The following is a 26008-nucleotide window of genomic DNA, read 5'->3' as shown; positions in this document are numbered from 1 at the left end:
CTGCGGGAACCGTCCGATCGCGGGGCGTGACGGATTAGCATGCGGGGCGTGATCGAGGTTTCGCGGGAGCCGGGCCTTTCGCCGGGTGACGACGTGCCCCTGCTCGACGAGTTGATGCCCTGGTCGGTGGGGCCGCTGCGGTTCGGGCGGGGGTGGATCGTCGCGCCGGACCCCCGGACGCTGCGCGGGCGGTGGGACCGGCTGATGGCGGCGGAGGGCGGGGAGCGGGAGGCGCTGTTCCGGCCGAGCCGGGCGCGGACGACACGGACGGCGGTGGCGGCGCTGCCGGGGCAGCGGACCGGGACCGGACGGTTCGCCCGGGAGGCCGGGCCCTGCCCCGAGCCCGTGCGGGTGCAGACCGGGCCCTTCGACGAGCAGTGGCTGCTGCCCGACCACCGGCTGATCGACGCCGCGCGCCCGGAGCTGTGGCGGGTGGCGGGCGCGCCGCAGCTCTTCGTCGTGGAGCAGGGGTACGTGCCGGGGGCGGCGGGGCCGCCGCTGCTCGTGACCGGCGCGCTGCCGGAGGGGCGTTCCCCGGCGGGCCGGCCGGGCCGCATCCGGCCGCTCTTCCGGCGCCTCGGCGGTGCGGAGCCGAACCTGGCGCCGGGGCTGCTCGGTTTCCTCGGCGAGCGGTGCGGGCGGGCGGTCGGGCCGGTGGAGTGGGCGGCCTGGGCCGCGGCGGCCGCCGTCCCCTCCCCCGCCGGCTGCCGGGTGCCGCTGCCGGTGGACGCGGCGGCGTGGGAGGCGGGGACGGCGCTCGGGCGGGAGCTCCTGGACGTGCAGCTGCGGGGCGCCCTGACGGGGACGCGGCCCCGGCTGCCGGGCGGGCGGCGGCCCTATGTGCGGGCGGCGCTCCCGGCGCGGCCGGAGGTCTGGGCGTACGACTCCGAGGGCGAGGTGCTGGAGATCGGCGGGGGCCGGATCTCGCCCGTGCCGGAGGCGGCCTGGGAGTACCGGGTCGGCGGGGTGCGGGTCCTCGAACAGTGGCTCGGCCGCCGGACCGCGCAGGCCGAGCCGGGCTCGCTGGAGGCGGTCGGTCCGGCGGCCTGGCCGCAGGAGTGGACCTCCGAACTCCTCGACCTGGTCACGGTCCTGGCGCTGCTGGGCGGCCGGGAGGCGGAGCGCGCGCCGTTCACGGCCGGCGGGGGTCCGGGGCGGGCGGCGCTGCGCGCGGCGGGGGTGCTGCCGGTGCCGGACCGGGCGCGCCGCCCGGCCTCGGTACTCGACCACCGGGAGGAGGGCCCGGGGGGCCAGTTCACGCTGGTGTGACGGATTCCCCGGAACCCTCGCAACCCCCCGGTTCCTCCGGCCCCCCCGCCGGTCCCGGCGGGGCGAAGGAGTCGAGCAGCCGCGCGATGGTGAGCGCGAAGATCTCCTCCGGGTCGGCAGGGGCAGCGGCCTCGGTGAGCAGTGCGGCGAGGTGGGGGTACCGTCCGCTCGCCACCTGGCCCATGAGGTAGGCGCTGCGCACCGCCTGTTCCTCCGCCTCGGACCAGGGCAGTCCGCGGGCGCGTTCGGCCATGGCCTGTTCGTTGCGGACGGTGGCCATGACCGTGCCGTTGACCATGGCGATGAGCTGCATCTTGAGCCCGGCCGACACGTCGAGCGGCGTGAGGCAGCCGAGGCTCCACTCCAGGTAGCGCAGGGCGTTCGGGCTGAAGCCGTAGGCGGTGGTCATGACCCGGGAGAGCCACGGGTGCCGGTACATGATCGCGCGGGTCTGGTACGCGAGGTCGGTCATGTCGGCCCGCCAGTCGCCGCTGGGCCGGTCGGGGAAGACGTACTCGGCGCTCGCGGCGTCGACCATCAGTTCGTACAGGTCCTCCTTGCGGGGGACGTAGTTGTAGAGCGACATGGTGCCGCAGCCGAGGTCGGCGGCGATGCGGCGCATGGAGACCGCGTCGATGCCGTCGGCGTCGGCGATGCGGACGGCGGCGTCGACCACGTCCTGCCTGCTGAAGGCCGGCCGGGGGCCCCGGCCGGCGCGCTCGGGGCGCGCCCAGATCACTTCGGGTTCGGCCGCTCGGCCCGCCATCTCATCACCTCGCCCCCCATCGTAGTTACGTACAGCGTACGGAGTACGGTACGGTGCCGCCATGACAACTACGTACGCTGTACTTAGTGAGGGCCTGGAGAAGCGGTACGGCGAGGTCCGCGCCCTGCGCGGGCTCGACCTCGCCGTCCCCGAGGGCACCGTCTGCGGCCTCCTCGGCCCCAACGGCGCCGGCAAGACCACCGCCGTCCGGATCCTCACCACCCTGCTCGCACCCGACGCCGGCAGCGCCCGGATCGCCGGCCACGACCTGGTCCGCGACCCGGCCGGGGTGCGTCGGCGGATCGCCGTCACCGGCCAGTACGCCTCCGTCGACGGCGACCTCACCGGCGCCGAGAACCTCCGCCTCTTCGCCCGGCTGCTCCGCCTCCCGCGCTCCAGGGCCGACGAGCTCCTGGAGGAGTTCGGCCTCGCCGGGGCCGCCGACCGGCTCGCCCGCACCTACTCCGGCGGGATGCTGCGCCGCCTCGACCTCGCCGCCGGCCTGCTCGCCCGCCCCTCGGTGCTCTTCCTCGACGAGCCGACCACCGGCCTCGACCCGCGCAGCCGGAACGCGATCCGGGACGCCGTGCGCGGGCTCGCCGAGCGGGGCACCACCGTGGTCCTCACCACCCAGTACCTGGAGGAGGCCGACCGGCTCGCCGACGACATCGTGCTCGTCGAGGACGGCCGGGCCGCCCACTGCGGCACGCCCGCCGAGCTGAAGGCGCTCGTCGGCAGCCGCGCCGAGGTCGTCCTCGCCGGAGCCGGGCCGCTGGGGCCCGCCGCCGCGGTCCTGGACCGGCTGACCGGCTCGGCGCCGGACCTGGACGCCGAGCGCCGCACGGTCGGCGCGATCACCGCCGACCCCACCCTCACCCTGCCCCGGCTCGTCCGCGAGATCGACGCCGCCGGGATCCACATCGTCGACGCCTCGCTGCGTCCGCCCACCCTCGACGAGGTGTTCCTGCGCCTCACCGGACGGAAGGGGACCGCCGCGTGAACGCCCTCGCCCTCGAAGGGTCCGCCCTGGTCGGCCGCAACCTCCGGCGGATCCGGCACGCCCCCGCCATCACGGTCATGACCCAGACGATGCCGATCGTCTTCCTGCTCTTCTTCGGCTACGTCCTCGGCGGCGCCCTCGCCGTGCCCGGCGCCGAGTACCGCTCCTTCCTGGTGCCGGGCCTGCTGGTGGCGACCGCCGCCGGCGGGCTGATGACCGGCATGTTCCAGGCCGCCCAGGACACCCACCGGGGCGTCATGGACCGGTTCCTCACCCTCCCGGTGAGCCGTGCCGCCGTACCGCTCGGACAGGCCGTCGCCGATCTCCTGGTCTGCGCGGTCGGCACCGTCCCGATGGTGCTGGTGGGGCTCGCCATGGGCTGGCGGATCGAGGGCACCGCCCTGGAGGCCCTGGGCGCCTTCGGACTGCTGCTGCTCTTCCGCTTCGCCACCACCTGGGCGGGGATCCTGCTCGGCCGGGTGTCCGAGAGCGAGGAGGCGGCGGGTCAGCTCGGCAGTGCCACCTTCATGCTGCCGCTGCTCTCGAACGCCTACATCCCCACCGACGGCATGCCGGGCTGGCTGCGGACGCTCGCGGAGTGGAACCCGATCTCCGCCGTCGCCACCGCCGTCCGGGCGCTCTTCGGCAACGCGCCCGTGCCCGCCGACGCCGCCTGGCCGGTGGCCCACCCGGTGGCGGGTTCGCTGCTCTGGTCCCTCGGGCTCCTCGCGGTCCTCGTCCCGCTCACCGTCCGCCGGTACGCGCGCCGCTGACCGGCCCCGCGCCGGCGGCCGCGTGATCCAGGTCCTGATGACAGGGGGCGCGCGGGCGCGGTAGGCAGTCGGTCATGAGCACTCAGCCACTCCCTCTGGACGGGATCACGGTCGTCTCCGTCGAGCAGGCGGTCGCCGCGCCCTTCGCCACCCGCCAGCTCGCCGACCTCGGTGCCCGGGTCGTCAAGATCGAGCGGCCCGACGGCGGCGACTTCGCCCGCGGCTACGACACCGCGGCCCGGGGGCTGGCCTCGCACTTCGTCTGGTGCAACCGCGGCAAGGAGTCGGTCGCCCTCGACCTGAAGGACCCGCGCGGTCTCGCGCTGGCCCGGCGGCTGGTGGCGGAGGCCGACGTCTTCGTGCAGAACCTCGCGCACGGGGCGGCGGCCCGGCTCGGCCTCGACGCGGCCACGCTCTGCGCCGCGCATCCGCGCCTCGTCGCCGTGGACGTCTCCGGCTACGGCCCGGACGGCCCGTACGCCCACCGGAGGGCGTACGACATGCTCGTGCAGTGCGAGACCGGACTCGTCTCGGTCACCGGCACCCCCGAGGAACCCGTCAAGTCCGGCATCCCGGCCGCAGACATCGCGGCCGGGATGTATGCGTACGCGGGCGTCCTCGCCGCCCTCGTCCGCCGCGGCACCACGGGCCGGGGCGGACCCGTGGAGGTGTCGCTGTTCGACGCGCTCGCGGAGTGGATGGGCCACCCCCTCCACCACGGGGCGCACGGGGGCACGGCCCCGCCGCGCACCGGGCTCGCGCACGCGGTGATCGCGCCGTACGACGCCTACCCGACGGCAGACGGCGGGCTGGTGCTGCTCTCGGTGCAGAACGACCGGGAGTGGCGCCGGCTCGCCGAGCGGGTCCTGGAGCGACCAGAGCTCGCCGACGACCCGGGCTTCGCGACCAACGCGGCGCGGGTGGCGGGCCGGGCGGCGACCGACGCGGCGGTGGGCACGGCCCTCGCCGCGCTGCCGGCGGACGAGGCGGTGGAGCGGCTGGACGCGGCGGGGATCGCCTGCGCGCGGCTCAACTCGGTGGCGGAGCTGGTACGGCATCCGCAGCTGGCGGCGCGGGACCGCTGGCGCCCGGTGGACTCCCCCGCGGGCCCGCTGCCGTCACTGCTCCCGCCGGTCGTCTTCCCCGACGGGCCGGAGGCCCCGATGGGGCGGATCCCGGCGCTGGGCGAGTCCACGGACGCGGTCCTCGCCGGGCTGGGCGTGCCGGCGGCGGAGGTGAGGGAGCTGCGGGCGGCGGGGGTGATCGCCTGAGCGGGGGCGGGTACGACGGAGCGCCGGACGGGCGGGGACGCGTCCGGCGCTCTCGGCGTGCGGGTGGGTACGGGTGGCGGGCCGGGGCGGGCGGGTCGCGTCGGGTACGCGGATCCGGCGCTCCGGCGCGCGGGGTGCGGACCTAGTGGTGGGCGCCGAAGAGGGTGCGGCGCAGGCGGCGGAGCGGGGCGAAGAGCGAGACCCGGGCACGGCCGGTGTGCCGCTCCTGGGCCGGCGCCTCGTGGCGACGGGTCGTCAGTTCCCGCATGAGCAGCGTCGCCTCCGCCACCTCGCGCTGGGGCACGGCGGGTCCGCCGAGCACCGCGAGATGGCGGTCGAGGCGCGAACTGGTCGCGCTGCTCCCGCAGGTGATGGCAGGCACACGCGGCCTGCTCCGCATCGTTATCTGTTCCATGTCACTCCCCACCCGTACGAGGGCACCCGGCCCGGGCAGGTTAACCCTATCGCCCCACAGTGACACGCGTGTATCCCGCCGACGGGATTCACTGCACCCGTACGGGGGTTGACGGTCACTCTACGAATCCGGCCGATTCCAGGGCGACTTGGACAGGGTTCGAACACCTGCCGAACCGTCACGAACCATCCTGCAACCCGGCCCGCCGCCCGAGGCCCCCGATCCGGTGTGATCTACGACACCGAGGGCCGTCCGGGCGGGTCGCCACCCGGCGGGGGCGCGGCTACCGTGGGGCCATGACGCTGATCGCGGGCCGTTACCGGCTGCTCGACGCCCTCGCGGAGGGCGCGGCGGGGATCGTCTGGCGCGCCCGGGACGAGGCGCTCGGCCGCGAGGTGGCCGTCAAGGAGGTGCACGCCCCGCCGGGGACCCCCGAGGAGGCGGAGCGGCTGCTGTACGCGCGGGTCGAGCGCGAGGCGCGGGCGGCGGAGGCGATCTCCGGGCCGGGCGTGGCCGCGGTGTACGACGTGGTCGTGGAGCGGGGCCGGCCGTGGATCGTGATGGAGCTGGTGCGCGGGCTGACGCTGGCGGAGACCCTGGAGGCCGGCGGGCCGCTGCCGGACCGGGAGGCGGCGCGGGTCGCGCTCGGGGTGCTGGCGGCGCTGCGGGCGGCCCGGGAGGCCGGGGTCCCCTACCGCGGGCTCGGGCCGGACCGGGTGCTGCTGGCGAACGACGGACGGGTGGTGGTCACGGGCGTGGCCACCGGGACCTCCGCGCCGGGCGACGCGCCGGACGCGCCGCCGCCGGGGCCGCGGGAGGACCTGCGGTCGCTGGGCGCGCTGCTCGGCGCCGTGGTGGCCGATCCGCGCTCGGGGCCGCTGGCCCGGGCGGCCGGGGGGCTGGCCGATCCGGACGCGGAGGTGCGGGCCGGGGCGGTGCGGGAGCTGGAGCGGGTGGCCGGGGCCGGGGAGCGGCCCCGCGAGGGCTCTGTGGCCGGGGGCGGACCGGAGCGCCCTGCGGCGCGCACGGAGGACCGGGAGCACGACGGCCCGGGCGGTGTGCGCGGGGGGCGTACGGAGGATCGGGGGGCGCGCGGGGAGGAGCGCGCGGACGGGGAGCGGCGGGGGCCGCGCCGGGGCGCGGTGGTCGCCGCCGGGATCGCCGGGCTCCTGGTGATCGTGGGGGCGCTGGTCTGGCAGGCCGTCAGGGACGAGGGTCCGGGCGCCGGTCCGGGCGGAGGAGGTGCGTCGAGCACCGCTCCGGCCGTTCCCGGCGCCCCTGGTGCGGGTGGTGCGGGTGCGGCGGACGGGGGAGCCGCCGCTACGCCGCGTTCCTGAAGGCGGGCAGGTAGCCGCCCGACTGGCCGGCGGCCGTGGGGTGGTAGGACTCGCCGATGTTGAGCCAGTTGACGCTGTGCAGCCAGGCCGAGCCGGAGCAGATCTCGTGTCCGGTGAAGCCGGGGACGACGCTGGAGAACGCGAAGCCGTGGTCGGCGGCGCGCTTGGCGAGGGCGGCGTTGAGGTGGTCGGAGGCTCCGTTGATGGCCGACCGCTCGGTCTCGCTGAGGCCGGCGACGCAGGTGCCGTTCAGCTGGTAGAAGCGCGGGTAGCCGAGGACGACGACCCGGGCGGACGGGGCCTTGGCGCGGATGGCGTTGTAGACCGCGTCGAGCCGGGCGGGCAGCGTCGAGTCGACGTACCCCTTGGCCTGGTTCACCCGGTTGACGCACGTGCTCTCCGACTGGAGCACACAGGTCGTCATGACGTCGGCGAAGCCCGCGTCGTTGCCGCCGATGGTGATCGACACCAGGTCGGTGGCGGAGGAGAGCGGGCCGAGCTGCTTGGTGGTGACGTCAGTGGTGACCGCGCCGGAGCAGGCCGTGAAGGAGAAGGACGAGGGGGCGTTGGCGTTGGCCCACAGGCGGGGGTACGCCTTGGTGGAGCGCTTGCAGTCGCCGCTGGCGCTGTCGTAGCTGCCGGCGCCGACGCCGGAGGAGTACGAGTCGCCGAGGGCCACGTAGTCGAGGGCGGCGGTTTCGGCCGCCTGGGCCGCGCCCGCCCCGGTCAGGGCGAGGACGGCACCGAGCAGGAGCGAGGAAGCGAAGGCCGCGCATCGCGACAGTTTCATGGAACCTCCCTGTAGCAGGATCTCTGCGCTACCAGGAAGTAGCATCGGATCGGCCGCTCCGGAAGTGTTCATGTCAAAACTGACCCTGGAGAGTGAGTGAACATCACTCAGGAACCGTCCCTTTACGGACAACTGAGCGACCGGAGGCCCCCGCCCTCCTTCACGGACCAGCCCACGAACGACCCCGCGGACGGCCCCGCGACCCGTCCGCGACCGGCCCCACGGCCGGCTCCGCGACCGGACCCGAGGCCGGATCCGCGACCGGACGGGACCGCGACGAAAGCACTCGATTCCGCACAGGAGAACGCCGGGTCACACCGCCCCCACGGGGGTGACGGGAAGAAACGGATTGATCAAATCCGATCGGGAACGGCCAGCTACAAGCGCTGATCGTGCGCCAAAGTGCCGGAACCCGGGCCGTACGAGCGGGACTTGCCATACAGTCCCATTCATCAATACCGTCGTACATCTCACCCGCATCGGTCCATCGGCACAGCGCTCCGGGGAGAGCGCCGGCGTCGCGGAGGTCCGGCGCGGGGCGCGGTAGGGGGGTGCCGTGCCCGGTGCGCCGATCGGCGTCCCGGGTCACGGGTACCGCGCGGCCAGTCATGCCAACTCACCGTTCTCGCACGGAGTTTGATCACGTGTGGGAACGGCGAGAACCCCCCTTTCGCACCGGACACACGATGGGGCCGCCCAGGAATGGCGGCCCACCGGACGAGAGGGAGACCGACCCATGAGCTCGTTTCTGCACCCGGCCGCCACGGGCCGAGAAAACACCGGGCCGAGTCGAATGCAGAACAGGACGCCGAGCCGAATAGCGACGCACTACCGGGCCATCACCTCCCATCTGGCGATCACTCCCCCGGTGAGTGTCGTCATTCCCGCGATGAACGAGGCGGAAAATCTTCCGTACGTGTTCAAGACACTGCCGGAATGGATTCATGAAGTCGTCCTCGTCGACGGAAATTCGACCGACGACACCATCGAGGTCGCCCGCGGACTGTGGCCGGACGTCAAGGTCGTCAAACAGGTCGGCAAGGGCAAGGGAGACGCCCTGATCAGCGGCTTCGCCGCCTGCACCGGGGACATCATCGTGATGGTCGACGCCGACGGCTCGGCCGACGGCCAGGAGATCGTCTCCTACGTCTCCGCCCTCGTCGGCGGCGCCGACTTCGCCAAGGGATCGCGCTTCGCCAACGGCGGCGGCACCGACGACATGACCGGCATCCGCCGGCTCGGCAACTGGGCCCTGTGCACCCTGGTCAACCGGAAGTTCGGCGCCCGCTACACCGACCTCTGCTACGGCTACAACGCCTTCTGGCGGCACTGCCTCGACAAGATCGCCCTCGACTGCACGGGCTTCGAGATCGAGACCCTCATCAACATCCGAGTGGTCAAGGCCGGGCTCAAGGTGCAGGAGGTCCCGAGCCACGAGTACCTGCGCATCCACGGCGTCAGCAACCTCAACGCGGTGCGCGACGGCATCCGCGTCCTCAAGGTGATCCTCCGCGAGAAGCGCGTCCCCAAGGCAGCCCGGGCCGCCCGCCGCCCCGCCGTCCTGCCGGTCGGCGCACCCCGGGGAGAGGCGTCTTGAGCGACCGCACCGCCCCGCCCCGCTTCTCGGTGGTGATCTGCGTCTACACGGAGGAGCGGTGGGGGGACATCCTCGCCGCCGTCCGCTCCGTCCGGGCCCAGTCGCTGCCGCCGCTGGAGGTCCTGCTCGTCGTCGACCACCACGCGCGGCTCCTGGACCGGCTCGCCCGGGAGTACGCGGAGGAGCGCGCCCGCGGCGAGGTGCGGGTCCTCGCCAACGCGGGCCCCCGCGGCCTCTCCGCCGGCCGCAACACCGGGATCGCCGCCGCCCGGGGCGCGTTCGTCGCCTTCCTCGACGACGACGCCGTGGCCGAGCACGACTGGCTCCACCACCTCGCCGCCGGATACGACGACCCCCGGGTCGTCGCCGTCGGCGGGCGCACCCTGCCCTCCTGGGCCTCCGGCCGCCGGCCCCCCTGGTTCCCCGAGGAGTTCGACTGGGTCGTCGGCTGCACCTACCGGGGGCTGCCCCCGGGCCGGGCGCGGGTGCGCAACGTCCTCGGCGGCAACGCCTCCTTCCGGCGCACCGCCTTCGACGCGGCGGGCGGCTTCGCCACCGGCATCGGCCGGGACGGCGACCGCCGCCCGCTCGGCTGCGAGGAGACCGAGCTGTGCATCCGGCTCGCGAACGCGGTGCCGGACGCCGTCCTGCTCATCGACGACCGGGCCGTCATCCACCACAAGGTGCCCGCCGTCCGCGAGCGCTTCGCCTACTTCCGCACCCGGGTCTACGCCGAGGGGCTGTCCAAGGCCCTCGTCGCCCAGAGCGTCGGCGCGGGCAAGGGCCTGGAGTCCGAGCGGCGGTACACCGGCCGGGTGCTGCCCGCCGGGGTGCTGCGCGGGCTGCGGGACGCGCTGCTCGGCCGTCCGGGCGGCGCCGGACGGGCCGGGGCCATCGTCACGGGCGTGGCGCTCGCCGCCGGCGGCTACGCCGTCGGCACCCTCCGCGCCCGCCGCGGCACCTCCCCCGCCTTCTCCTGGGGCCCGATCACACCGGAGGCCGTGTCCGAGCCGGAGGACGCACCCGGACCGGCGGCCGTATCCGGACCGGAGGACACACCCGGACCGGAGGAGACGCCCGAGCCGAAGGACCTTCCCGGACCGGGAAGCCTCCCCGAGCCGGAGGCCGTACCCCGACCGAAGGCCGTACCCGAGCCGAAGGCCGTACCAGAGCCGGAGGCCGTACCCGGACCGAAGGCCGTACCCGTGCCGCGGAAGCCGTCCGTGCCGGCCGAGGGGGCGAGCGCGTGACCGGGGCGTCCGGCGCGGCCGTGCCGATCCTCATGTACCACGCGGTCTCGCCCGACCCCGCGCCCGCGACGCTCGCGCTCTCCGTGACGCCCGGGGCCTTCGCCGCGCAGATGGACGCGGTGGCCGAGCGGGGCTTCACGCCGGTCACCGCCGCCGGGCTCGCCGCCGCCTGGCGGACCGGGACCGGACTGCCCGACCGGCCGGTGCTCGTCACCTTCGACGACGGGTACGAGGGCGTGCACCGGTACGCCCTGCCGGTGCTCGCCCGGCACTCCTTCGTGAGCACGGTCTTCGTCACCAGCGGCTGGCTGCCCGGCCGGCACGCCACCGGGGGCGCCCTCGACACCATGCTCACCTGGGGGCAGGTGCGCGAACTGGCCGCCGCCGGCAGCGAGATCGGCGGGCACAGCCACAGCCACCCGCAGCTGGACCAGCTCGACGCGCGGCGGCTGCGGTTCGAGGCGCTGCGCTGCCGGGAGCTCGTCGGCGAGGAGCTCGGCACCGCACCGGACTCCTTCGCCTACCCGTACGGCTACTCCAGCCGGCGGGTGCGGACCGCCGTGCGGGAGGCGGGCTTCGCCCAGGCCCTCGCGGTCGGCAACGCGCCGGCCCGCCGCCGCCAGGGGCCGTACGCCCTGGAGCGGGTGACCGTCCGCCGCTCCACCACGCCCGCCGGCTTCGTCCGGCTCCTCGAAGGACGCGCCCTCGGGCGGGACTTCGCCGCCGACCGGACCCTGACGAAGGGGTACGCGCTCGTCCGGCGGGCCCGCGGCGCGCTGCGGGGGCACTGGATCTGAGCCCGTGCGGGCCCGGCCCGCACGGGGACAAAAACCCGTGCGCCGCCGGGGCCGTTGCCGGATCATGGCGGCATGCCAGACACCCCCGTCGCACCGTCCGGGCCGCGTCCCCCGCTGCCCGTCGTGGTCAACCTCGACGACAGCGACTCGCCGAGCGACGTCATGGACGCGCTCTTCCTCGACCGGTTCACCACCGGGGAACAGCCGCACTCCCACGCCCTCACCCTGGACCGGGCGAAGCCCGACGCGACCCTCCTGCCGCCCGGCGCCCGGGTGCTGTGGGGCGCCAAGGACGAGGACCGCAGCTCCGTCCTGGCCGAGGGCGAGGGATGGACGATCCTCTCCTCCCGCTGGAAGCACCGCGCCGACGTCACCGTCACGGCGACCGGCCCCGAACTCGCCGCGCGGATCCTCGCCGAGGCCACCGACGGCGCCCTGGACGAGCCCGAGCCGGAGCCCGAGGACGTCACCATGGGCTTCTGGTACCTGGCCCCGCAGCGCGGCCCGCGCCGGATGACCCGCCGGATCGCGGCCGCCCCCTGGGAGGAGGCCCGGCCCAACTACACGGCTCCGGTGGCCGCGTCGATGGACCGGCTGATGAAGCTGACCCCCGAGGACGTCAGCGGGCGGCTCCTGCTGCTGCACGGCCCGCCCGGCACCGGCAAGACCTCCGCGCTGCGCACCCTCGCCCGGTCCTGGCAGGAGTGGTGCCAGGTGGACTGCGTGCTCGACCCCGAGCGGCTCTTCAACGACATCGGCTATCTGATGGACATCGCCATCGGCGAGGACGACGGCACCGAGAAGGAGCGGTGGCGGCTGCTGCTCCTGGAGGACTGCGACGAGCTGGTCCGGGGCGGGGCGAAGGAGGCCACCGGGCAGGCGCTGTCCCGGCTCCTGAACCTGACGGACGGTCTGCTCGGCCAGGGCCGCAACGTCCTGGTGGGACTCACCACCAACGAGGACCTGGAGCGGCTGCACCCGGCGATCGTCCGCCCCGGCCGCTGCCTGGCCCGGATCGAGGTCGGACCGCTCACCCGGGCCGAGTCGGCGGCCTGGCTGGGGCGGGAGGAGGGCGTGCCGACCGAGGGCGCCACGCTGGCGGAGCTGTTCGCGCTGCGGCGCGGGCTCTCCCCCGCCGACCTGCCGGAGCCGCGCACCCCCGCCCCCGGGCTCTATCTGTGAGGGGATGCGCCCCGGGCTCCCGCCGGTGAGGGCGCGACCCGCCGGATCACCGGCTCCCGGCGGGCCGCGCGTGCGTCACTCGGAGTCGTACGCGGCCCGCAGCGCGTCCCGTACGGCGGCCTCGGCCTCGTCCCGGGTGAGGCCCAGACGGTACGCCTCCTCCGCGTACTGGGCGGCGGCGGAGGCGGCCCGGCGGCTGGCGGCGTCGCCGGCCGCCGCGACGAAGGTGCCGTGCCGGCCCCGGGTCTCGATGACCCCGTCGGCTTCCAGGGCCTTGTACGCCTTGGCGACCGTGTTCGCGGCGAGCCCCAGCTGCTCCGCGAGTCCCCGGACCGTCGGCAGCTTGTATCCGACCGGGAGTCTGCCCGACCGGGCCCGCTCCGAGATCTGGGCGCGCAGCTGTTCGTAGGGGGCGGTGGTGGACTGGTGGTCCACAACGAGTGTCAGTGTCACCCGCCCGATTCTGCCCCCACCCCACCGGAAAATGGGAGGCGGCCGCCCGGCCCCGCCCGTAGCGTGCGGGCCCATGACAGTCATCGTCCGTGACGTACGGCCCGAGGACGCCGGGGGTTTCGCCCGCGTCAGGCGTGCGGCCCTCCCCTACATGCTGGCCACCGCCGAGCAGACCGCCTTCGACTGGGCGCACGCCCGTCCCGCCGCCCGGGACCGGCCGCTGGTCGCCGTGACGGAGGACGGCGGGATCATCGGCACCGCCGAGGTCTCCCTCGCCCACGAGTCCCCGGAGCCGGGGGGCGGCACGGTGAACGTCTTCGTGGACCCGGCCCACCGGGGTCTGGGCGCGGGCACGCTGCTGCTGCGGTCCGCCGAGGAGCACCTGGCGGAGCGGGGCGCGACCACGCTCTACAGCTGGGTCCTCGACGCCCCGGAGAACCGGTCCTTCGCCGAGCGGCACGGATACGCGGCGAGCCGTGCGGCGTGCTTCCTGCGCCTGGACCTGACCGCGGCCGCGCTGCCGCCCCTCCAGGACCCGCCGCCGGGCGTGGAGCTGCGCACGGCGGCGGACTTCGCGGACGACCCGCGGCCCCTGTTCGAGCTGGACGCGGTGACGACGGCCGACGAGCCGGGCGACCTGGCGGCCGTGCTGGACGACTACGCGCACTGGCGGGAGACGACCTGGGGGCATCCGCTGCTCGACCGGGAGCTGTCGACGGTCGCGGTGGCGGAGGGGGTGCCGGTCGCCTTCACGGCGGCCAGGACCGACGGCCTCGGCCGGTACGGCTCGGGGATGACCGGCACCGCGCCGGGCTTCCGGGGCCGGGGCCTCGCGAAGCTGGTGAAGAACGACTCGCTGCACCGGGCGCGGGCGGCGGGCTGCACGGAGGCGTTCACCGGGAACGACGCCGGGAACGGGCCGATGCTCGCGGTCAACGGCTGGTTCGGTTACGAGCTCGGCGCGACGGAGGTGCGGTATGTCCGGACGCTCGGTTGAGGTGGCGCTGTGGAAGGCGGGGCGGCTGAAGATCCGCTACCCCGCCGAGGTGGTGGCCGGTGCCGGGACGCGGCTGACGGTGCGGGCGCCGTGGGCGGCGGAGGGGGTGCGGGACTTCGGGTTCGTGCGCTTCGAGCCCGGCGACGTCTTCGTGGAGCACTACTGGAGCGACCGCTGGTACACCGTCAAGGAGGTGTGGGCGGCGGAGGGCACCCTCAAGGGCTGGTACTGCGACGTCACCCGGCCGGCCGTGATCGGGCCGGCCGGGGTGACGGTGGAGGACCTGGACCTGGACCTGTGGGTGTCGGCGGACGGCAGCGAGGTGCTCCGGCTCGACGAGGACGAGTTCGCGGCGAGCGGTCTGGCCGCCTCCGACCCGGAGGCGGCCGAGCGGGCCGTGACCGCCCTCGACGAGCTGGAACGGCTGGGCCGCCGGGGCCTGGTGGAGCTGCTCGCCGGTTAGCCGGCCGGCCGAGCGAAGGATTCGGCGTCTGCCGGTCGGCCCGTCGGTCTGTCGGTCTGTCGGTCTGTCGGCAGGTCGCGAGGCCGGCCGGTCAGCCGAGGACGACCGGCGCGGCCTCCGCGGCGAGGAAGTCGGGGGCGGGCAGGCCCATCGGCCCTTCGGGGACGAGCTGCGTCAGGGTGGCGCGGACGACGGCGTCGCCGGGCTGGTACGCGGGGTCCTTCACCACCGAGGTGTTGGTCCAGGTGTGGACCGCTCCGTCGCAGACGGCCCGGGTGCCGCCGATGCCGGCGGAACGGTCCTGCTGGAGGAGGGTGGAGCCGACGAGGACCGGGCCCGCGCCGTCGTCGAGGCAGCGGTAGGTGCCGGAGAGGGTGACCGTGCCGTCGGCGCCGAGGAGTCCGGCCGGGTCGACCGTGACGAAGTCCGCGCGCCGGTCCGCCGGGTCGGCGGCGGGGCCGTCCGCCCCTCCCGCGTGGGCGAGGGGAGCGGCGGCCGCGGCGAGGAGCGCGGTGGCGGCGAGGGCGAGTCTGAGGCGCATGGTGGGGAAACGTCCCTTCGGTGGGGGGAGAGACTGTGCCCGCCAGGGATACCGGATCCGGCCGCCCATTGTCCGAAACTCACTCCTTCATCGGCGCGTTGGACCTCTCCGATCGTCGTACGATCCCACCGCTCAGGCGTCCGTACGGCCGCGTCCCAGCGCCTTCCGCAGCAGCGGCCACAGCAGGAGCAGCAGCACGACGGCGTACACGGTCACCGAGAACGGGGTGTTCACCAGACCGGTGACGGAGCCGTCGCTGATCTGGAGGGCCCGGCGGAGCTGCTGCTCGGCGGCCGGGCCGAGGATCACGCCGATGACCGCGGGCAGCACCGGCAGGCCGTACCGGCGCATGCCGAGCCCCAGGAGGCCGACGACCAGCAGGACGACCAGGTCGAGGGCCTCCCCGCCGACCGCGTACGCGCCGACGGCGGCGAAGAACAGGATGCCGGCGTAGAGGTACGGGCGCGGGATGCGGAGCAGCTTCGCCCAGACGGGCGCCAGCGGCAGGTTGAGCGCCAGCAGCAGCACCATGCCGACGAAGAGCGACGCGATCAGGCCCCACACCAGCTCGGGCTCCCGCTCGAAGAGCAGCGGGCCGGGCTGGATGCCGTACTGCTGGAAGGCGGCGAGCATCACCGCGGCGACGGCGGTCGTCGGCAGGCCGAGCGTCAGCATGGAGACGAGGGTGCCGGCCGCGGAGGCGGACGCGGCGGACTCGGGCCCCGCGACGCCCTCGATGGCACCCTTGCCGAACTGCTCCCTGTGCTTCGAGAGCCGCTTCTCCGTCACGTACGACAGGAAGGTCGGGATCTCCGCGCCGCCGGCCGGGATCGCGCCGAAGGGGAAGCCGATGAACGGGCCGCGCAGCCACGGCTTCCAGGTGCGCCGCACGTCCTCCCGGCCCAGCCAGGGGCGGCCCACCGGGACCGGCCGGCCGGCGGTGCGGCGCAGGTGGGCGGCGACCCACAGGGCCTCGCCGATCGCGAAGAGGCCGACCGCGACGATGACCACGTCGATGCCGTCCGCGAGCTGGAGCGAGCCGAAGGTGAGCCGCTGCTGGCCGGTGAGCTGGTCGAGGCCGACCAGGCCGATGGTGAGGCCGACGAGCAGGGAGGCGACGCCGCGGATCCGGGAGGAGCCGAGGACCGAGGTCACCGCGATGAAGGCGAGGACCATCAGGGCGAAGTAGTCGGGGGCGCCGATGTCCACGGCGAGGGCGGCGACGGTGGGCGCGAGGACGACCAGCAGCATCGTGCCGATCATGCCGCCGGCGAAGTGGCCGATCGCGGCGGCGGCGAGCGCCTGCGCGCCCCGCCCCGCCCTGGCCATCGGATGGCCCTCCATCGCGGCGACGACGGCCGCGCTCTCACCGGGGGTGTTCAGCAGGATCGAGGTGGTGGAGCCGCCGAACATGGCGCCGTAGTAGATGCCGGCGAACATGATGAACGCGCCGGTCGGTTCGAGGCCGTAGGTCACCGGGAGCAGCAGGGCGACGGCCATCGCGGGGCCGATGCCGGGCAGCACGCCGATCGCGGTGCCGAGGAGCACGCCGACGGCGGCCCACAGCAGGTTCACCGGGGTGAGGGCGGTGCCGAAGCCGTCCAGCAGGGAGTTCAGGGATTCCATGGGTCAGAGCACTCCCATCAGCGGGCCGCCGGGCAGCGGGACGCCCAGCAGGCGGTCGAAGACGCCGTAGGTGAGGAGGGAGAGGACGGCAGCGATCAGCGGGTCGCGGGCGGGGTGGCGGCTGCCGAGGGCGTGGGCCGCGCCCCAGAAGAGCAGGGCGCCGGAGACCGGGAAGCCCAGCGGGCCGATGAGGACGGCGAAGCCGAGGAAGACACCGACGAGGAGGAGGACGGTGCGCCAGTCGGCGGGCGCGTCGAGGTCGACGTCCTCGCCGCCCTCGGCCTCGCCGCGGCCGCCGTGCAGCACGTCGACGGCCAGCAGGACGGCGACGGCGAGCAGGCCGCAGCCGACGAGCAGGGGGACGGTGGCGGGGCCGACGGGACCGCGCGCGGTGACGTCGACGTCGAGGGTGAGGGCGTCGGTGAGGACGAGGACGCCGAGGAGCAGCAGCAGGGCGCTGACGCCGAGTTCGGAGCGGCCGCGCAGCCGGGAGGGCTTGGGGGTGGTCACAGTCCGAGCTCCTTCAGCACCGTGTCGACGCGGGTGTTCTGCTCGGTGAGGAAGGCGCCGAACTCCTCGCCGGGCAGGAAGGCGTCGTTCCAGCCGTGGGTCTTCAGGGACTCGCGCCACTGCGGCGAGTCGTGCAGCTTCGTGACGAGCGTGACGAGCCGGTCGCGTTCGGCGTCGGTGAGGCCGGGCGGGGCGACGATGCCGCGCCAGTTGGTGAACTCGGTGTCGAGACCGGCCTCGCGGAGCGTGGGGGCGTCGAGGCCGGGGACCCGTTCGGCGCCGGTGACGGCGAGCAGGCGCAGCTCGCCCGCCTCGATCTGGTCGAGGTACTCGCCGACGCCGGAGACGCCGAAGGCGACCTTGGAGCCGAGGATGGAGGCGAGGAGCTCGCCGCCGCCGTCGAAGGGGACGTAGTTGACATCCCGGGGCGGGATGCCGGCGGCCTGCGCCATCAGCATCGGCGCGAGGTGGTCGGGACCGCCGGGCGAGGAACCGCCGCCCACGGGCAGCTTCGCGGGGTCCTCCTTCCAGGCGGCGAGCAGGTCGTGGATGGTCCGGTACGGGGAGTCCTTGGAGACGACGACGATGTCCTGCTCCTCGGTGAGCCGGGCGATCGGCGTGGTGTCGGCGAGGGTCCGGGGGGTCTTGTTGGTGTGGACGGCGCCGACGACGCCGAGCCCCATCGACATGGCGAGGGTCCCGTCGCCGCGCTCGCCGACGAGCCGGGTGAGGCCGACCGTGCCGCCCGCGCCGGGCAGGTTGAAGACCTCGACGTCGCCGGTGAGACCGGCCTCCTCGGCGTTCTTCGCCGCGGTGCGGGCGGTGATGTCGTAACCGCCGCCGGGGGTGTTGGGGACCATGAACCGCAGGCCGGGTATGTCGGTGCCGGTGCCGGAGCCGCTGCCGGGGGTGAGCAGCGGCGGCCCGACGAGCACCAGCAGCGCCGCCCCGAGCAGGGCGAAGGGGGTGCGAAGACGCAACGGGGCCGCCTCTCGGTGAGTGGGTGGGCAGGGGTGGTGGAGGGGGAAGGGTCGTGAGGGGGAAGGATGACGGGGGGAAGTGCCCACATGTTGCCCCCGCGTGAGGAAGCTGTCGCCCTTCCGCAACCAACGGACGTTGTGGTCCTTGTGGTCGCGACCTACCGTGTCCGGCGTGACGAAGGTGCTGGTGGTCGACGACGACTTCATGGTGGCCAAGCTGCACAGCCGCTACGTGTCGGCCGTGCCGGGCTTCTCCGTCGTCGGTGTCGCGCACACCGGCGCGGAGGCGCTGCGCGCCGCCCACCGGCTGCGCCCCGATCTGCTCCTCCTGGACATCTTCCTGCCGGACATGGACGGCATCGGGGTACTGCGCGAACTGCGCGGGGCGGGCCTCGCGGCGGACGCGCTCTTCATCACGGCGGCGCGGGACGCGGGCATGGTCCGGGCGGCGCTGCGGGCCGGGGCCCTGCACTACCTGATCAAGCCCTTCCACCAGGCCGCCCTGCACGAGCAGTTGCGCCACGTGGCCTCCCTGCGCAGCCGGCTCGACGGCCTGGCCGAGGCGCGGCAGGAGGACGTCGACCAGATCTTCGGGACCCGTCCCCCGGGCTCCCGCGAGCTCCCCAAGGGCCTCGCCCCGCACACCGCCGACCTGGTCGAGGGCATCCTGCGCGCCCACCCCGGGGGCCTCTCGGCCACCGAGTGCGCGGAGGCGGGCGCGCTCTCCCGCGTCAGCGCCCGCCGCTACCTGGAGCACTTCGCCGCCACCGGCCGCGCCGAGGTCACCCTCCGCTACGGAGGCACGGGCCGCCCGGAACGGCGGTACCGGCCGGCGGGGTGAGGGGCCTGACGGGAGGGGCGGCGCGAGAGGGGTTCCTGAGGTGGCTCTTTACTGGACCTTAAAGCGGTCCTAAGAATCGCCGCCCGCCCTTCTTCCGGGGCTTTTGCGGGGATCGCGGCGGCTAGCGTGCGGGGCACCCCCACACCCCACCCTCGTGTCAGGAGTGCCCCCATGACGTCTCGCCGTACGGTCGCCGTCCTCAGCGCGTCCGCCGCCCTCGCCCTCGCCGGGTTCTCCGGTTCGCCCGCCTTCGCGCACGGGTCGATGACCGATCCGGTGAGCCGGGTGGCGGCCTGTTACGCGGAGGGGCCCGAGGCGCCCTCGTCGGCGGCGTGCCGGGCGGCGGTGGCGGCGAGCGGGACGCAGGCGTTCTACGACTGGAACGCGGTGAACATCGCGAACGCGGCGGGTCAGCACCGGGCGCTGATCCCGGACGGAAAGCTGTGCAGCGCGGGCAACGACAAGTACAAGGGCCTCGACCTGGCGCGGGCGGACTGGCCGGCGTCGCGGATGACGGCGGGGAAGCACACCTTCCGGTACAAGGGGACGGCGCCGCACAAGGGGTCGTTCGCGCTGTACGTGACGAAGGACGGGTACGACCCGGCGAAGCCGCTGAAGTGGTCGGACCTGGAGGCGGAGCCGTTCGTGACGGTGACCGATCCGGGGATGCAGGGCGGCGACTACGTCTTCGAGGGGACGGTGCCGGCGAAGTCGGGCCGCCACCTGATCTACTCGGTGTGGCAGCGGTCCGACTCCCCCGAGGCGTTCTACACCTGCTCCGACGTGGTGTTCGGGGCGGCGTCGGCCGGGGGCGGCGCGGCTCCTGCGGCGACGGCGACGGCCCCCGCGCCGACCGCCTCCGCCCCCTCCGAGGAGCAGATCGAGGAGGGCCGGGAGGAGTCCTCCGTGGAGCACGGCGGGCACGGGGACGCCGATCCCGCCACGGGGGCCGGTGCCGCGGAGGCCCACCAGGGGGGCCACCGGGACGACGAGCGCGGGGAGGGCCGGCGCACGGCGGCCCCGACGACCCCGGCGGCGGCCCCCGCCACGAAGAACGCGCCCGCCCCCGCCGGGGGCGCGGTGGAGCTGGCGGAGACCGGCGGGGACGGGCGCACCACGTACCTCGCGCTGGGCGGTGCCGCCGTGCTGGCGGTCGGCGCGGCCGTGCTGTTCCGCGCGAACCGGCGGACGCGGCGCGGCTAGGGCGCGTCTTTCGGTTCCTGCCGGTCGCGGGGCTAGCCGACCGCCGAGAGGCAGCTGGTCGGGGTGGCGTGGGCCGGGTCGAGGGCGTTGGCGACCTCGTGGAAGGCGACCCGGTCCGTGAGGCCGATGGCCACGTGCTCGGACAGGTCGAGGGCGCACTTGTCCTGGATGAGGACGTTGGTGACGTCGGGTCCGGTCAGGAACTGGGAGCGGTACGGCGTGACGACCTCGTCGTACCGGGTCGCGATGACGTGGTAGCGGACGCCGGGCACGGTGTCGCCGCCCGCGTTGAGCTTCGTGAGGAAGGCGGAGCCGGCGATCTGGTCGGCGAGGCCCGGCGTGGAGGCGGTGAGCAGGTCCTCGGCGCCGGGGAAGTACGGCAGCAGCTTCGTGAGGCCGAGCAGGGTGGTGCCGTGGTTGTCGGGGGCGATGCCGACGAGCGCGTTCACCTTCTCGGCGCCGCCGAGGAACTTGAGGTACCAGCGGGGCATCATGCCGCCCTGCGAGTGTCCGACGAGGTCGGCCTCGGGAGTCCCGGTGGCGGCGAGGACCCGGTCGACGAAGGCGTCGAGCTGCCCGGCGGACTTCTCGATGGGGCCGAGGCCGTGGAAGAGGGGCACGTTCGGCAGCTGCCCGTAGTCGAGGGAGTAGACGCAGTAGCCGCGGTTCACCAGGTAGGGGGCGAGGGCGAGCCAGTTGTCGACGGCGTTCCCGAAGGTGCCGTGGACGAGGACGACGGGGCGGGGGTGGGCGGCGGAGGGCTTGCAGGTCCAGTCGTTCCAGCCCCGGCTGGGGGCGGCGGCCTGGGCGGCAGCCGTGGGGGCGAGGACGGCGGCGATCGTCAGGAGCAGAACGGACAGCGCTCTGACGAGGCTCTTCCAGGGCAGCATCGGGCGATCTCCTTGCGGCTCAAGGGGATGGGTGGGGGTGCTGTGCCCTGCGGCCCGGACCACAAGTGGGGATGCGCTCCGCCAAGTTACGCACGGGTACCGGCGGGCTGGGAAGTTACGCGTCGGTAAAAACTGGCGCCCTGAGACCTCCCCGCCCGGCCGACACGCCGCACGGTCCCCCGTCCGGCCGCCCGCCGTCCTCCGTTCGGACCTTCCCCGACTGCGCGCCGGGCGCGGCCCCCGGACCCTGGGGGGCATGAGTCTCGTCGACGAACTGAAAAGCGCCGTCACCCCCCGAGCCGCCCTGCTCGTCGTCGGGGTCTTCGCCCTCCAGCTCCTCTTCATCACCTCGTACGTCGGGGCCCTGCACAATCCGAAACCGACGGACGTGCCCTTCGGCGTGGCCGCGCCCCCACAGGTCTCCGCCGGGCTGATGAAGCAGCTGGAGGCGCTGCCGGGCGATCCGCTCGACCCGCGGACGGTCGCCGACGCGGACGAGGCCCGGGACAAGATCATGAACCGGGAGATCGACGGCGCCCTGGTCGTGAACCCGGCGGGCCGCACCGACACCCTGCTCGTCGCCTCCGGCGGCGGGACCGTGCTCTCCTCCGCCCTGGAGAAGATCTTCACGAAGGTGGAGGAGACCCAGCGGCGGGAGCTGCGGACGGTCGACGTGGCGCCCGCGTCGCCGCAGGACTTCGACGGGCTCTCGGCCTTCTACCTGGTGGTGGGCTGGTGCGTCGGCGGCTACATCTGCGCGGCGATCCTCGCCATCAGCGCCGGTTCCCGGCCGGCCAACCGGGAGCGGGCGATCATCCGGCTCGGCGTCCTCGCGGTCTACTCCGTCCTCGGCGGTCTCGGCGGCGCGGTCATCGTCGGGCCGATCCTGGACGCCCTGCCCGGTTCGGTCGCCGCCCTGTGGGGGCTCGGCGCCCTGGTCGTCTTCGCGGTCGGCGCGGCGACGCTGGCGCTCCAGTCGGTCTTCGGGATCGTCGGCATCGGCCTGGCGATCCTCCTCGTGGTGGTCCTGGGCAATCCCAGTGCGGGCGGCGCCTTCCCCGCGCCGATGCTGCCGCCGTTCTGGAAGGCGATCGGCCCGGCCCTGCCGCCGGGCGCGGGCACCTGGGCGGCGCGCTCGATCGCGTACTTCAAGGGCAACGACATGACCGCCTCGATGCTGGTGCTCGCCGCCTGGGCGGTGGTCGGCAGCGCGGTGACGCTGGTGCTGTCCTCGATGCGGCGGAAGCCGGAGGGCGAGCCGATCGCCACCGAGCTGGACGACGTGAAGCACTGAACCCGTACGTGTGGAGGCCCCCGCCGCGGCGGGGGCCTCCACACGTGTCGGTCCGGGGGCTACGCGCCGTAGTAGGCCCGGGTCATCAGTTCCTTCATGTCGTCGATCATCGGCATCCGGGGGTTGGCCGGGGCGCACTGGTCGGCGTAGGCGTTCATCGCCTGCTGGGGCAGGGCCTCCATGAAGGCCGCCTCGTCGACGCCCTCGGCACGGAAGCCGGCCGGGATGCCGCAGCGTTCGCGCAGGTCCTCGACGGCCCGGGCGTAGGACTCCACGCCCTCCTCGGGGGTCGCGGCCGGCAGGCCGAGCGTGCGGGCGATCTCCTGGTAGCGCTCGGGCGCCCGGTAGACCTCGGCCTTCGGCCACGGGACGGCCTTGTGGGTGACGGTGCCGTTGTAGCGGATGACGTGCGGCAGGAGCAGCGCGTTGGTGCGTCCGTGGGCGACGTGGAAGGTGTTGCCGAGGGTGTGGGCCATGGCGTGGACGAGGCCGAGGAAGGCGTTGGCGAAGGCCATGCCGGCGATGGTGGAGGCGTTGTGCATCTTCTCGCGGGCCCCGGGCGCCTTGGCGCCCTCCTTCACGCAGGTCTCCAGGTTCTCGAAGACGAGCCGGATGGCCTGGAGGCACTGGCCGTCGGTGAAGTCGTTGGCGTAGGCCGAGACGTACGCCTCGGTGGCGTGGGTGAGGGCGTCGAAGCCGGAGTCGGCGGTGACGGTGGGCGGGAGGTGCAGCGGGAGGACCGGGTCGACGATGGCGACGTCCGGGGTGAGGGCGTAGTCGGCGAGCGGGTACTTCTGGGCGGCCTCGGGGTCGGAGATGACGGCGAAGGGGGTGACCTCGCTGCCGGTGCCGGAGGTGGTCGGGATCGCGACCAGCTTGGCCTTCTCGCCCAGCTTGGGGAAGGTGTAGGCCCGCTTGCGGATGTCGAAGAACTTCTCCTTGGTGTCCGCGAACTCGACCTCGGGCCGCTCGTACATCAGCCACATGATCTTGGCCGCGTCCATCGGGGAGCCGCCGCCGAGGGCGACGATGGTGTCCGGCCGGAAGTCCCGCATGGCGGCGGCACCGGCCCGGACGGTGGCGAGCTCGGGGTTGGGCTCGACGTCGTCGATGACCTGGATGGCGACCGGCTCGGCGCGTCCGCCCAGGATGCCGGTGATCTTGGAGACGAAGCCGATCCGCTCCATGGTCCTGTCGGTGACGATCGTGACGCGGTGGACGTCGTCCATCTCGCCGAGGTAGCGGACGGCGTTGCGCTCGAAGTAGATCTTCGGCGGGATCTTGTACCACTGCATGTTGGTGTTGCGCCGTCCGATCCGCTTGACGTTGATCAGGTCGACCGCGGTGACGTTGTTCGAGACGGAGTTGTGTCCGTAGGAGCCGCAGCCGAGGGTGAGGGAGGGGAGGAAGGCGTTGTAGACGTCGCCGATGCCGCCGAAGGTGGAGGGGGCGTTGACGATGACGCGGACGGCCTTGACCCGCTTGCCGAACTCCTCGGCGAGCGCCTCGTCCTCGGTGTGGACGGCCGCGCTGTGCCCGAGGCCGTGGAACTCGACCATGGCGGCGGCCAGGTCGAGGCCCTGTGCGGTGGAGCCGGCCTTGAGGGCGGCGAGGACCGGGGAGAGCTTCTCGCGGGTGAGGGGTTCGTTCTCGCCGACCTCGGCGCACTCGGCGAGCAGGATCGAGGTGCCCTCGGGGACCTCGAAGCCGGCCTGCTCGGCGATCCACACCGGGGACTTGCCGACGACGGCCGCGTTGAGCTTCGCCCCGCCGCAGTCGGTGCCGAAGGCCGTGGCGCCGAAGAGGTACTCCTCCAGCTTGGTCTTCTCGGCGGCGGTGACGACGTGGGCGCCGAGCCGCTCGAACTCGGCGATGCCCTCCTCGTACACCTCGGCGTCGAGGATGACGGCCTGCTCGGAGGCGCAGATCATGCCGTTGTCGAAGGCCTTGGAGAGGACGATGTCGTGGATCGCGCGCCGGAGCTCGGCGTCCTTGGCGACGTAGGCGGGGACGTTGCCGGCGCCGACGCCGAGGGCGGGCTTGCCGCACGAGTAGGCGGCCTCGACCATGGCGTTGCCGCCGGTGGCGAGGATGGTGGAGACGCCGTCGTGGTGCATGAGGAGGCCGGTGGCCTCCATGGAGGGCTCCTCGACCCACTGGACGCAGTCGGCGGGGGCGCCGGCGGCGACGGCGGCGTCGCGGACGGTCCGGGCGGCCTCGGCGGAGCAGTTCTGCGCCGAGGGGTGGAAGGCGAAGACGATCGGGTTGCGGGTCTTGAGGGCGATGAGCGCCTTGAAGACGGTCGTCGAGGTGGGGTTGGTGACCGGGGTCATCGCGCAGACGACGCCGACGGGCTCGGCGATCTCGGTGATGCCGTTCAGCTCGTCGCGGGAGATGACGCCGGCGGTCTTGAGCCCGGCCATCGAGTGGGTGACGTGCTCGCAGGCGAAGAGGTTCTTGACGGCCTTGTCCTCGAAGAGGCCGCGGCCGGTCTCCTCGACGGCGAGCCGGGCCAGCTCCCCGTGGGCGGCGAGGGCGGCGAGCGACGCCTTCTTGACGATGTGGTCGACCTGCTCCTGGTCGAGCCGTTCGAACTCCGCGAGCGCGCCGAGCGCCCGTCCGACGAGTCCGTCCACCATCTCCTTAGCCTCCATCACGGGCCTCCTTCACCGGTCCCTTATTTCTTCGTCGTCTCCATTCGACACCCGATGACCTGCGAAAAGACGCGCGGAAAGACCCTGGGGAGGGGGCCGGAAGTCCTTTTGTGAACGGATTCACAAGATCTTGGGAGGGAAAGCCCCGGCCGGGGACGGATCCCGGGCCGGGGGCCTCCCGGAGCGCGGCGAGGGGGTCAGTACAGGGAGACCCCGTACTTGGCGAGCGCCTCCGGCACCGGCTGGTAGAACGTGGTGCCGCCGGTCGAGCAGTTGCCGCTGCCGCCGGAGGTGAGGCCGAGCGCCTTGGTGCCGTCGTAGAGCGCGCCGCCGGAGTCGCCGGGCTCGGCGCAGACGTTCGTCTGGATCATGCCCTTCACCGTGCCGCCGCCGGAGTAGCGGACGGTGGCGTTGAGGCCGGTCACCGTGCCGCCGCGGGTGCCGGTGGTGGAGCCGGAGCGCTTGACGGACTCGCCGACGTAGGCGTCGGCGGCGGTGAAGCCGCCGGTGTGGGCGAGGGAGGCGTTGTCGTAGCGGACCAGGGCGTAGTCGTTGCCCGGGAAGCTGGAGCCGACGGTGGCGCCGATCAGGGTGGACTGGGCGGAGTTGGCGTACCAGGTGCTCACCACGTTGCCGCAGTGGCCGGCGGTGAGGAAGTAGTACGTGGAGCCGCTGCGCACGTTGAAGCCGAGCGAGCAGCGGTAGCCGTTGCCGTAGATGGCGTCGCCCGCGCCGAGGAGGGGCTTGAAGACTCCGGGGGTGCGCTGGACGCGCAGGGCGCCGGAGTCGGCGCCCGCCGCCGAGCGGACCTTCGCGAGCTCCGCCTCGGAGACGGTCGAGTCGGCGGTGACGACGACCCGGCCGGCGGCCTCGTCGACGTACCAGGCGATGCCGCCGACCCCGGCGGCGTCGACCGCCGACCCGGCGCGGGCCAGCTGCGCGGCGGGGGCCGGGCCGGGGTTCGGGGCGGCCTGGGCGCCGGGGAGCCCGAGGGCGGTGACGGCCGCGAGTCCGGCGGCGACGGCGAGCAGACGGGTGCGCTTGATCCTCACTGTGCTCCTCACATCCTTCTGGGAAAAGCGGAGGGGGCCCGGGGGGTGAGAGGCCCG

Annotated in this window: 24 protein-coding genes and 1 pseudogene; 14 read left to right on the top strand and 11 right to left on the bottom strand. The window is 74.1% G+C overall.

The features are described from left to right. Positions 1-39 precede the first annotated feature (39 nt). Positions 40-1269 carry a type ISP restriction/modification enzyme gene (locus IE326_RS30900; RefSeq protein WP_190043903.1) on the top strand — a complete coding sequence of 410 codons (1230 nt, stop codon included), beginning with the start codon at positions 40-42 and terminating at the stop codon, positions 1267-1269. On the opposite strand, the gene IE326_RS30895 is transcribed toward IE326_RS30900, so the two are convergent. Beyond that, positions 1256-2035 (bottom strand): TetR/AcrR family transcriptional regulator, encoded by a 780-nt coding sequence (locus IE326_RS30895; protein WP_190043902.1) that lies wholly within the window; start codon positions 2033-2035, stop codon positions 1256-1258. The two genes, IE326_RS30900 and IE326_RS30895, sit on opposite strands and share 14 nt — an antisense overlap. A 61-nt stretch (positions 2036-2096) precedes the next feature. Between IE326_RS30895 and IE326_RS30890 the strand changes: the two genes are divergently transcribed. From IE326_RS30890 to IE326_RS30880, 3 genes are all read left to right on the top strand, one after another. After that, complete coding sequence (locus IE326_RS30890; RefSeq protein ID WP_190043901.1) at positions 2097-3035, top strand: ATP-binding cassette domain-containing protein; 939 nt, start codon at positions 2097-2099, stop codon at positions 3033-3035. Beyond that, positions 3032-3808, top strand: a complete 777-nt coding sequence (locus tag IE326_RS30885; RefSeq protein WP_150227438.1) for an ABC transporter permease — start codon at positions 3032-3034, stop codon at positions 3806-3808. The genes IE326_RS30890 and IE326_RS30885 overlap by 4 nt, the downstream gene beginning before the upstream one ends. Before the next feature lie 74 nt (positions 3809-3882). Further along, the gene (locus IE326_RS30880; protein WP_190043900.1) at positions 3883-5079 is read left to right on the top strand and encodes a CaiB/BaiF CoA transferase family protein; all 1197 of its coding nucleotides are present in this window, start codon (positions 3883-3885) and stop codon (positions 5077-5079) included. A 142-nt stretch (positions 5080-5221) separates the two neighbouring features. Here IE326_RS30880 and IE326_RS30875 read toward each other — a convergent pair whose 3' ends face one another. Then, entirely contained in the window at positions 5222-5494 is a 273-nt protein-coding gene (locus tag IE326_RS30875; RefSeq protein WP_030751428.1) for a hypothetical protein, read from the bottom strand. Positions 5495-5790: 296 nt separating this feature from the next. Here IE326_RS30875 and IE326_RS30870 point away from each other — a divergent pair, with 296 nt between their 5' ends. Then, entirely contained in the window at positions 5791-6831 is a 1041-nt protein-coding gene (locus IE326_RS30870; RefSeq protein WP_190043899.1) for a protein kinase domain-containing protein, read from the top strand. Here the strand turns inward: IE326_RS30870 and IE326_RS30865 are convergent. Next, entirely contained in the window at positions 6815-7621 is an 807-nt protein-coding gene (locus tag IE326_RS30865; RefSeq protein ID WP_150227441.1) for an SGNH/GDSL hydrolase family protein, read from the bottom strand. The genes IE326_RS30870 and IE326_RS30865 overlap by 17 nt on opposite strands. 736 nt (positions 7622-8357) lie before the next feature. Between IE326_RS30865 and IE326_RS30860 the strand changes: the two genes are divergently transcribed. The 4 genes and pseudogenes from IE326_RS30860 to IE326_RS30845 all read left to right on the top strand — a co-directional run bounded on the left by IE326_RS30860 (position 8358) and on the right by IE326_RS30845 (position 12447). Next, a complete protein-coding gene (locus IE326_RS30860; protein WP_373310322.1) occupies positions 8358-9218 on the top strand; it encodes a glycosyltransferase family 2 protein in 861 nt (286 codons plus the stop codon). Beyond that, positions 9215-10219 (top strand): annotated as a pseudogene (locus IE326_RS30855) (glycosyltransferase family 2 protein); the annotation flags it as partial. The gene IE326_RS30860 and the pseudogene IE326_RS30855, both read left to right, overlap by 4 nt. A 281-nt stretch (positions 10220-10500) precedes the next feature. Further along, positions 10501-11265, top strand: coding sequence for a polysaccharide deacetylase family protein (locus tag IE326_RS30850; protein ID WP_190044258.1), 765 nt, complete (start codon positions 10501-10503; stop codon positions 11263-11265). Between the two features lie 72 nt (positions 11266-11337). Further along, positions 11338-12447: a DUF5925 domain-containing protein gene (locus IE326_RS30845; protein ID WP_190043897.1), complete on the top strand. Its 1110-nt coding sequence runs from the start codon at positions 11338-11340 to the stop codon at positions 12445-12447. A 75-nt stretch (positions 12448-12522) separates the two neighbouring features. Here IE326_RS30845 and IE326_RS30840 read toward each other — a convergent pair whose 3' ends face one another. Next, positions 12523-12900, bottom strand: coding sequence for a GntR family transcriptional regulator (locus IE326_RS30840; RefSeq protein WP_030751409.1), 378 nt, complete (start codon positions 12898-12900; stop codon positions 12523-12525). Positions 12901-12973: 73 nt separating this feature from the next. Here IE326_RS30840 and IE326_RS30835 point away from each other — a divergent pair, with 73 nt between their 5' ends. Together IE326_RS30835 and IE326_RS30830 are read left to right on the top strand one after the other, a co-directional pair. Further along, positions 12974-13897, top strand: a complete 924-nt coding sequence (locus tag IE326_RS30835) for a GNAT family N-acetyltransferase (RefSeq protein ID WP_190043896.1) — start codon at positions 12974-12976, stop codon at positions 13895-13897. Next, positions 13878-14360, top strand: a complete 483-nt coding sequence (locus tag IE326_RS30830) for a ribonuclease FAU-1 family protein (protein WP_190043895.1) — start codon at positions 13878-13880, stop codon at positions 14358-14360. The genes IE326_RS30835 and IE326_RS30830 overlap by 20 nt, the downstream gene beginning before the upstream one ends. Positions 14361-14451: 91 nt before the next feature. On the opposite strand, the gene IE326_RS30825 is transcribed toward IE326_RS30830, so the two are convergent. The 4 genes from IE326_RS30825 to IE326_RS30810 all read right to left on the bottom strand — a co-directional run bounded on the left by IE326_RS30825 (position 14452) and on the right by IE326_RS30810 (position 18017). After that, on the bottom strand, positions 14452-14901 hold the full coding sequence (locus IE326_RS30825) for a DUF6299 family protein (protein ID WP_190043894.1): 450 nt from the start codon (positions 14899-14901) through the stop codon (positions 14452-14454). Between the two features lie 132 nt (positions 14902-15033). Beyond that, positions 15034-16527: a tripartite tricarboxylate transporter permease gene (locus IE326_RS30820; protein WP_190043893.1), complete on the bottom strand. Its 1494-nt coding sequence runs from the start codon at positions 16525-16527 to the stop codon at positions 15034-15036. Positions 16528-16530: 3 nt separating this feature from the next. Continuing rightward, a complete protein-coding gene (locus tag IE326_RS30815) occupies positions 16531-17037 on the bottom strand; it encodes a tripartite tricarboxylate transporter TctB family protein (protein WP_150227448.1) in 507 nt (168 codons plus the stop codon). Beyond that, positions 17034-18017, bottom strand: coding sequence for a Bug family tripartite tricarboxylate transporter substrate binding protein (locus tag IE326_RS30810; protein WP_150227449.1), 984 nt, complete (start codon positions 18015-18017; stop codon positions 17034-17036). Before IE326_RS30810 ends, IE326_RS30815 begins: the two co-directional genes overlap by 4 nt. A 172-nt stretch (positions 18018-18189) precedes the next feature. Here IE326_RS30810 and IE326_RS30805 point away from each other — a divergent pair, with 172 nt between their 5' ends. Together IE326_RS30805 and IE326_RS30800 are read left to right on the top strand one after the other, a co-directional pair. Then, positions 18190-18858, top strand: coding sequence for a response regulator (locus IE326_RS30805; protein ID WP_150227450.1), 669 nt, complete (start codon positions 18190-18192; stop codon positions 18856-18858). 171 nt (positions 18859-19029) lie between these two features. Beyond that, positions 19030-20061: a lytic polysaccharide monooxygenase auxiliary activity family 9 protein gene (locus IE326_RS30800; protein ID WP_190043892.1), complete on the top strand. Its 1032-nt coding sequence runs from the start codon at positions 19030-19032 to the stop codon at positions 20059-20061. Positions 20062-20093: 32 nt separating this feature from the next. On the opposite strand, the gene IE326_RS30795 is transcribed toward IE326_RS30800, so the two are convergent. Beyond that, positions 20094-20951, bottom strand: coding sequence for an esterase/lipase family protein (locus IE326_RS30795; RefSeq protein ID WP_150227452.1), 858 nt, complete (start codon positions 20949-20951; stop codon positions 20094-20096). Positions 20952-21207: 256 nt separating this feature from the next. Between IE326_RS30795 and IE326_RS30790 the strand changes: the two genes are divergently transcribed. After that, a complete protein-coding gene (locus tag IE326_RS30790; protein ID WP_150227453.1) occupies positions 21208-22245 on the top strand; it encodes an ABC transporter permease in 1038 nt (345 codons plus the stop codon). 59 nt (positions 22246-22304) lie between these two features. Here IE326_RS30790 and adhE read toward each other — a convergent pair whose 3' ends face one another. Next, complete coding sequence (adhE, locus tag IE326_RS30785; protein ID WP_190043891.1) at positions 22305-24899, bottom strand: bifunctional acetaldehyde-CoA/alcohol dehydrogenase; 2595 nt, start codon at positions 24897-24899, stop codon at positions 22305-22307. Positions 24900-25096: 197 nt separating this feature from the next. Further along, the gene (locus IE326_RS30780; protein WP_150227455.1) at positions 25097-25951 is read right to left on the bottom strand and encodes a S1 family peptidase; all 855 of its coding nucleotides are present in this window, start codon (positions 25949-25951) and stop codon (positions 25097-25099) included. Positions 25952-26008 lie beyond the last annotated feature (57 nt).

The sequence above is a fragment of the Streptomyces filamentosus genome, from assembly GCF_014654895.1.
GTDB lineage: Bacteria > Actinomycetota > Actinomycetes > Streptomycetales > Streptomycetaceae > Streptomyces > Streptomyces filamentosus.
This window is presented reverse-complemented; position numbering and strand designations above follow the sequence as displayed.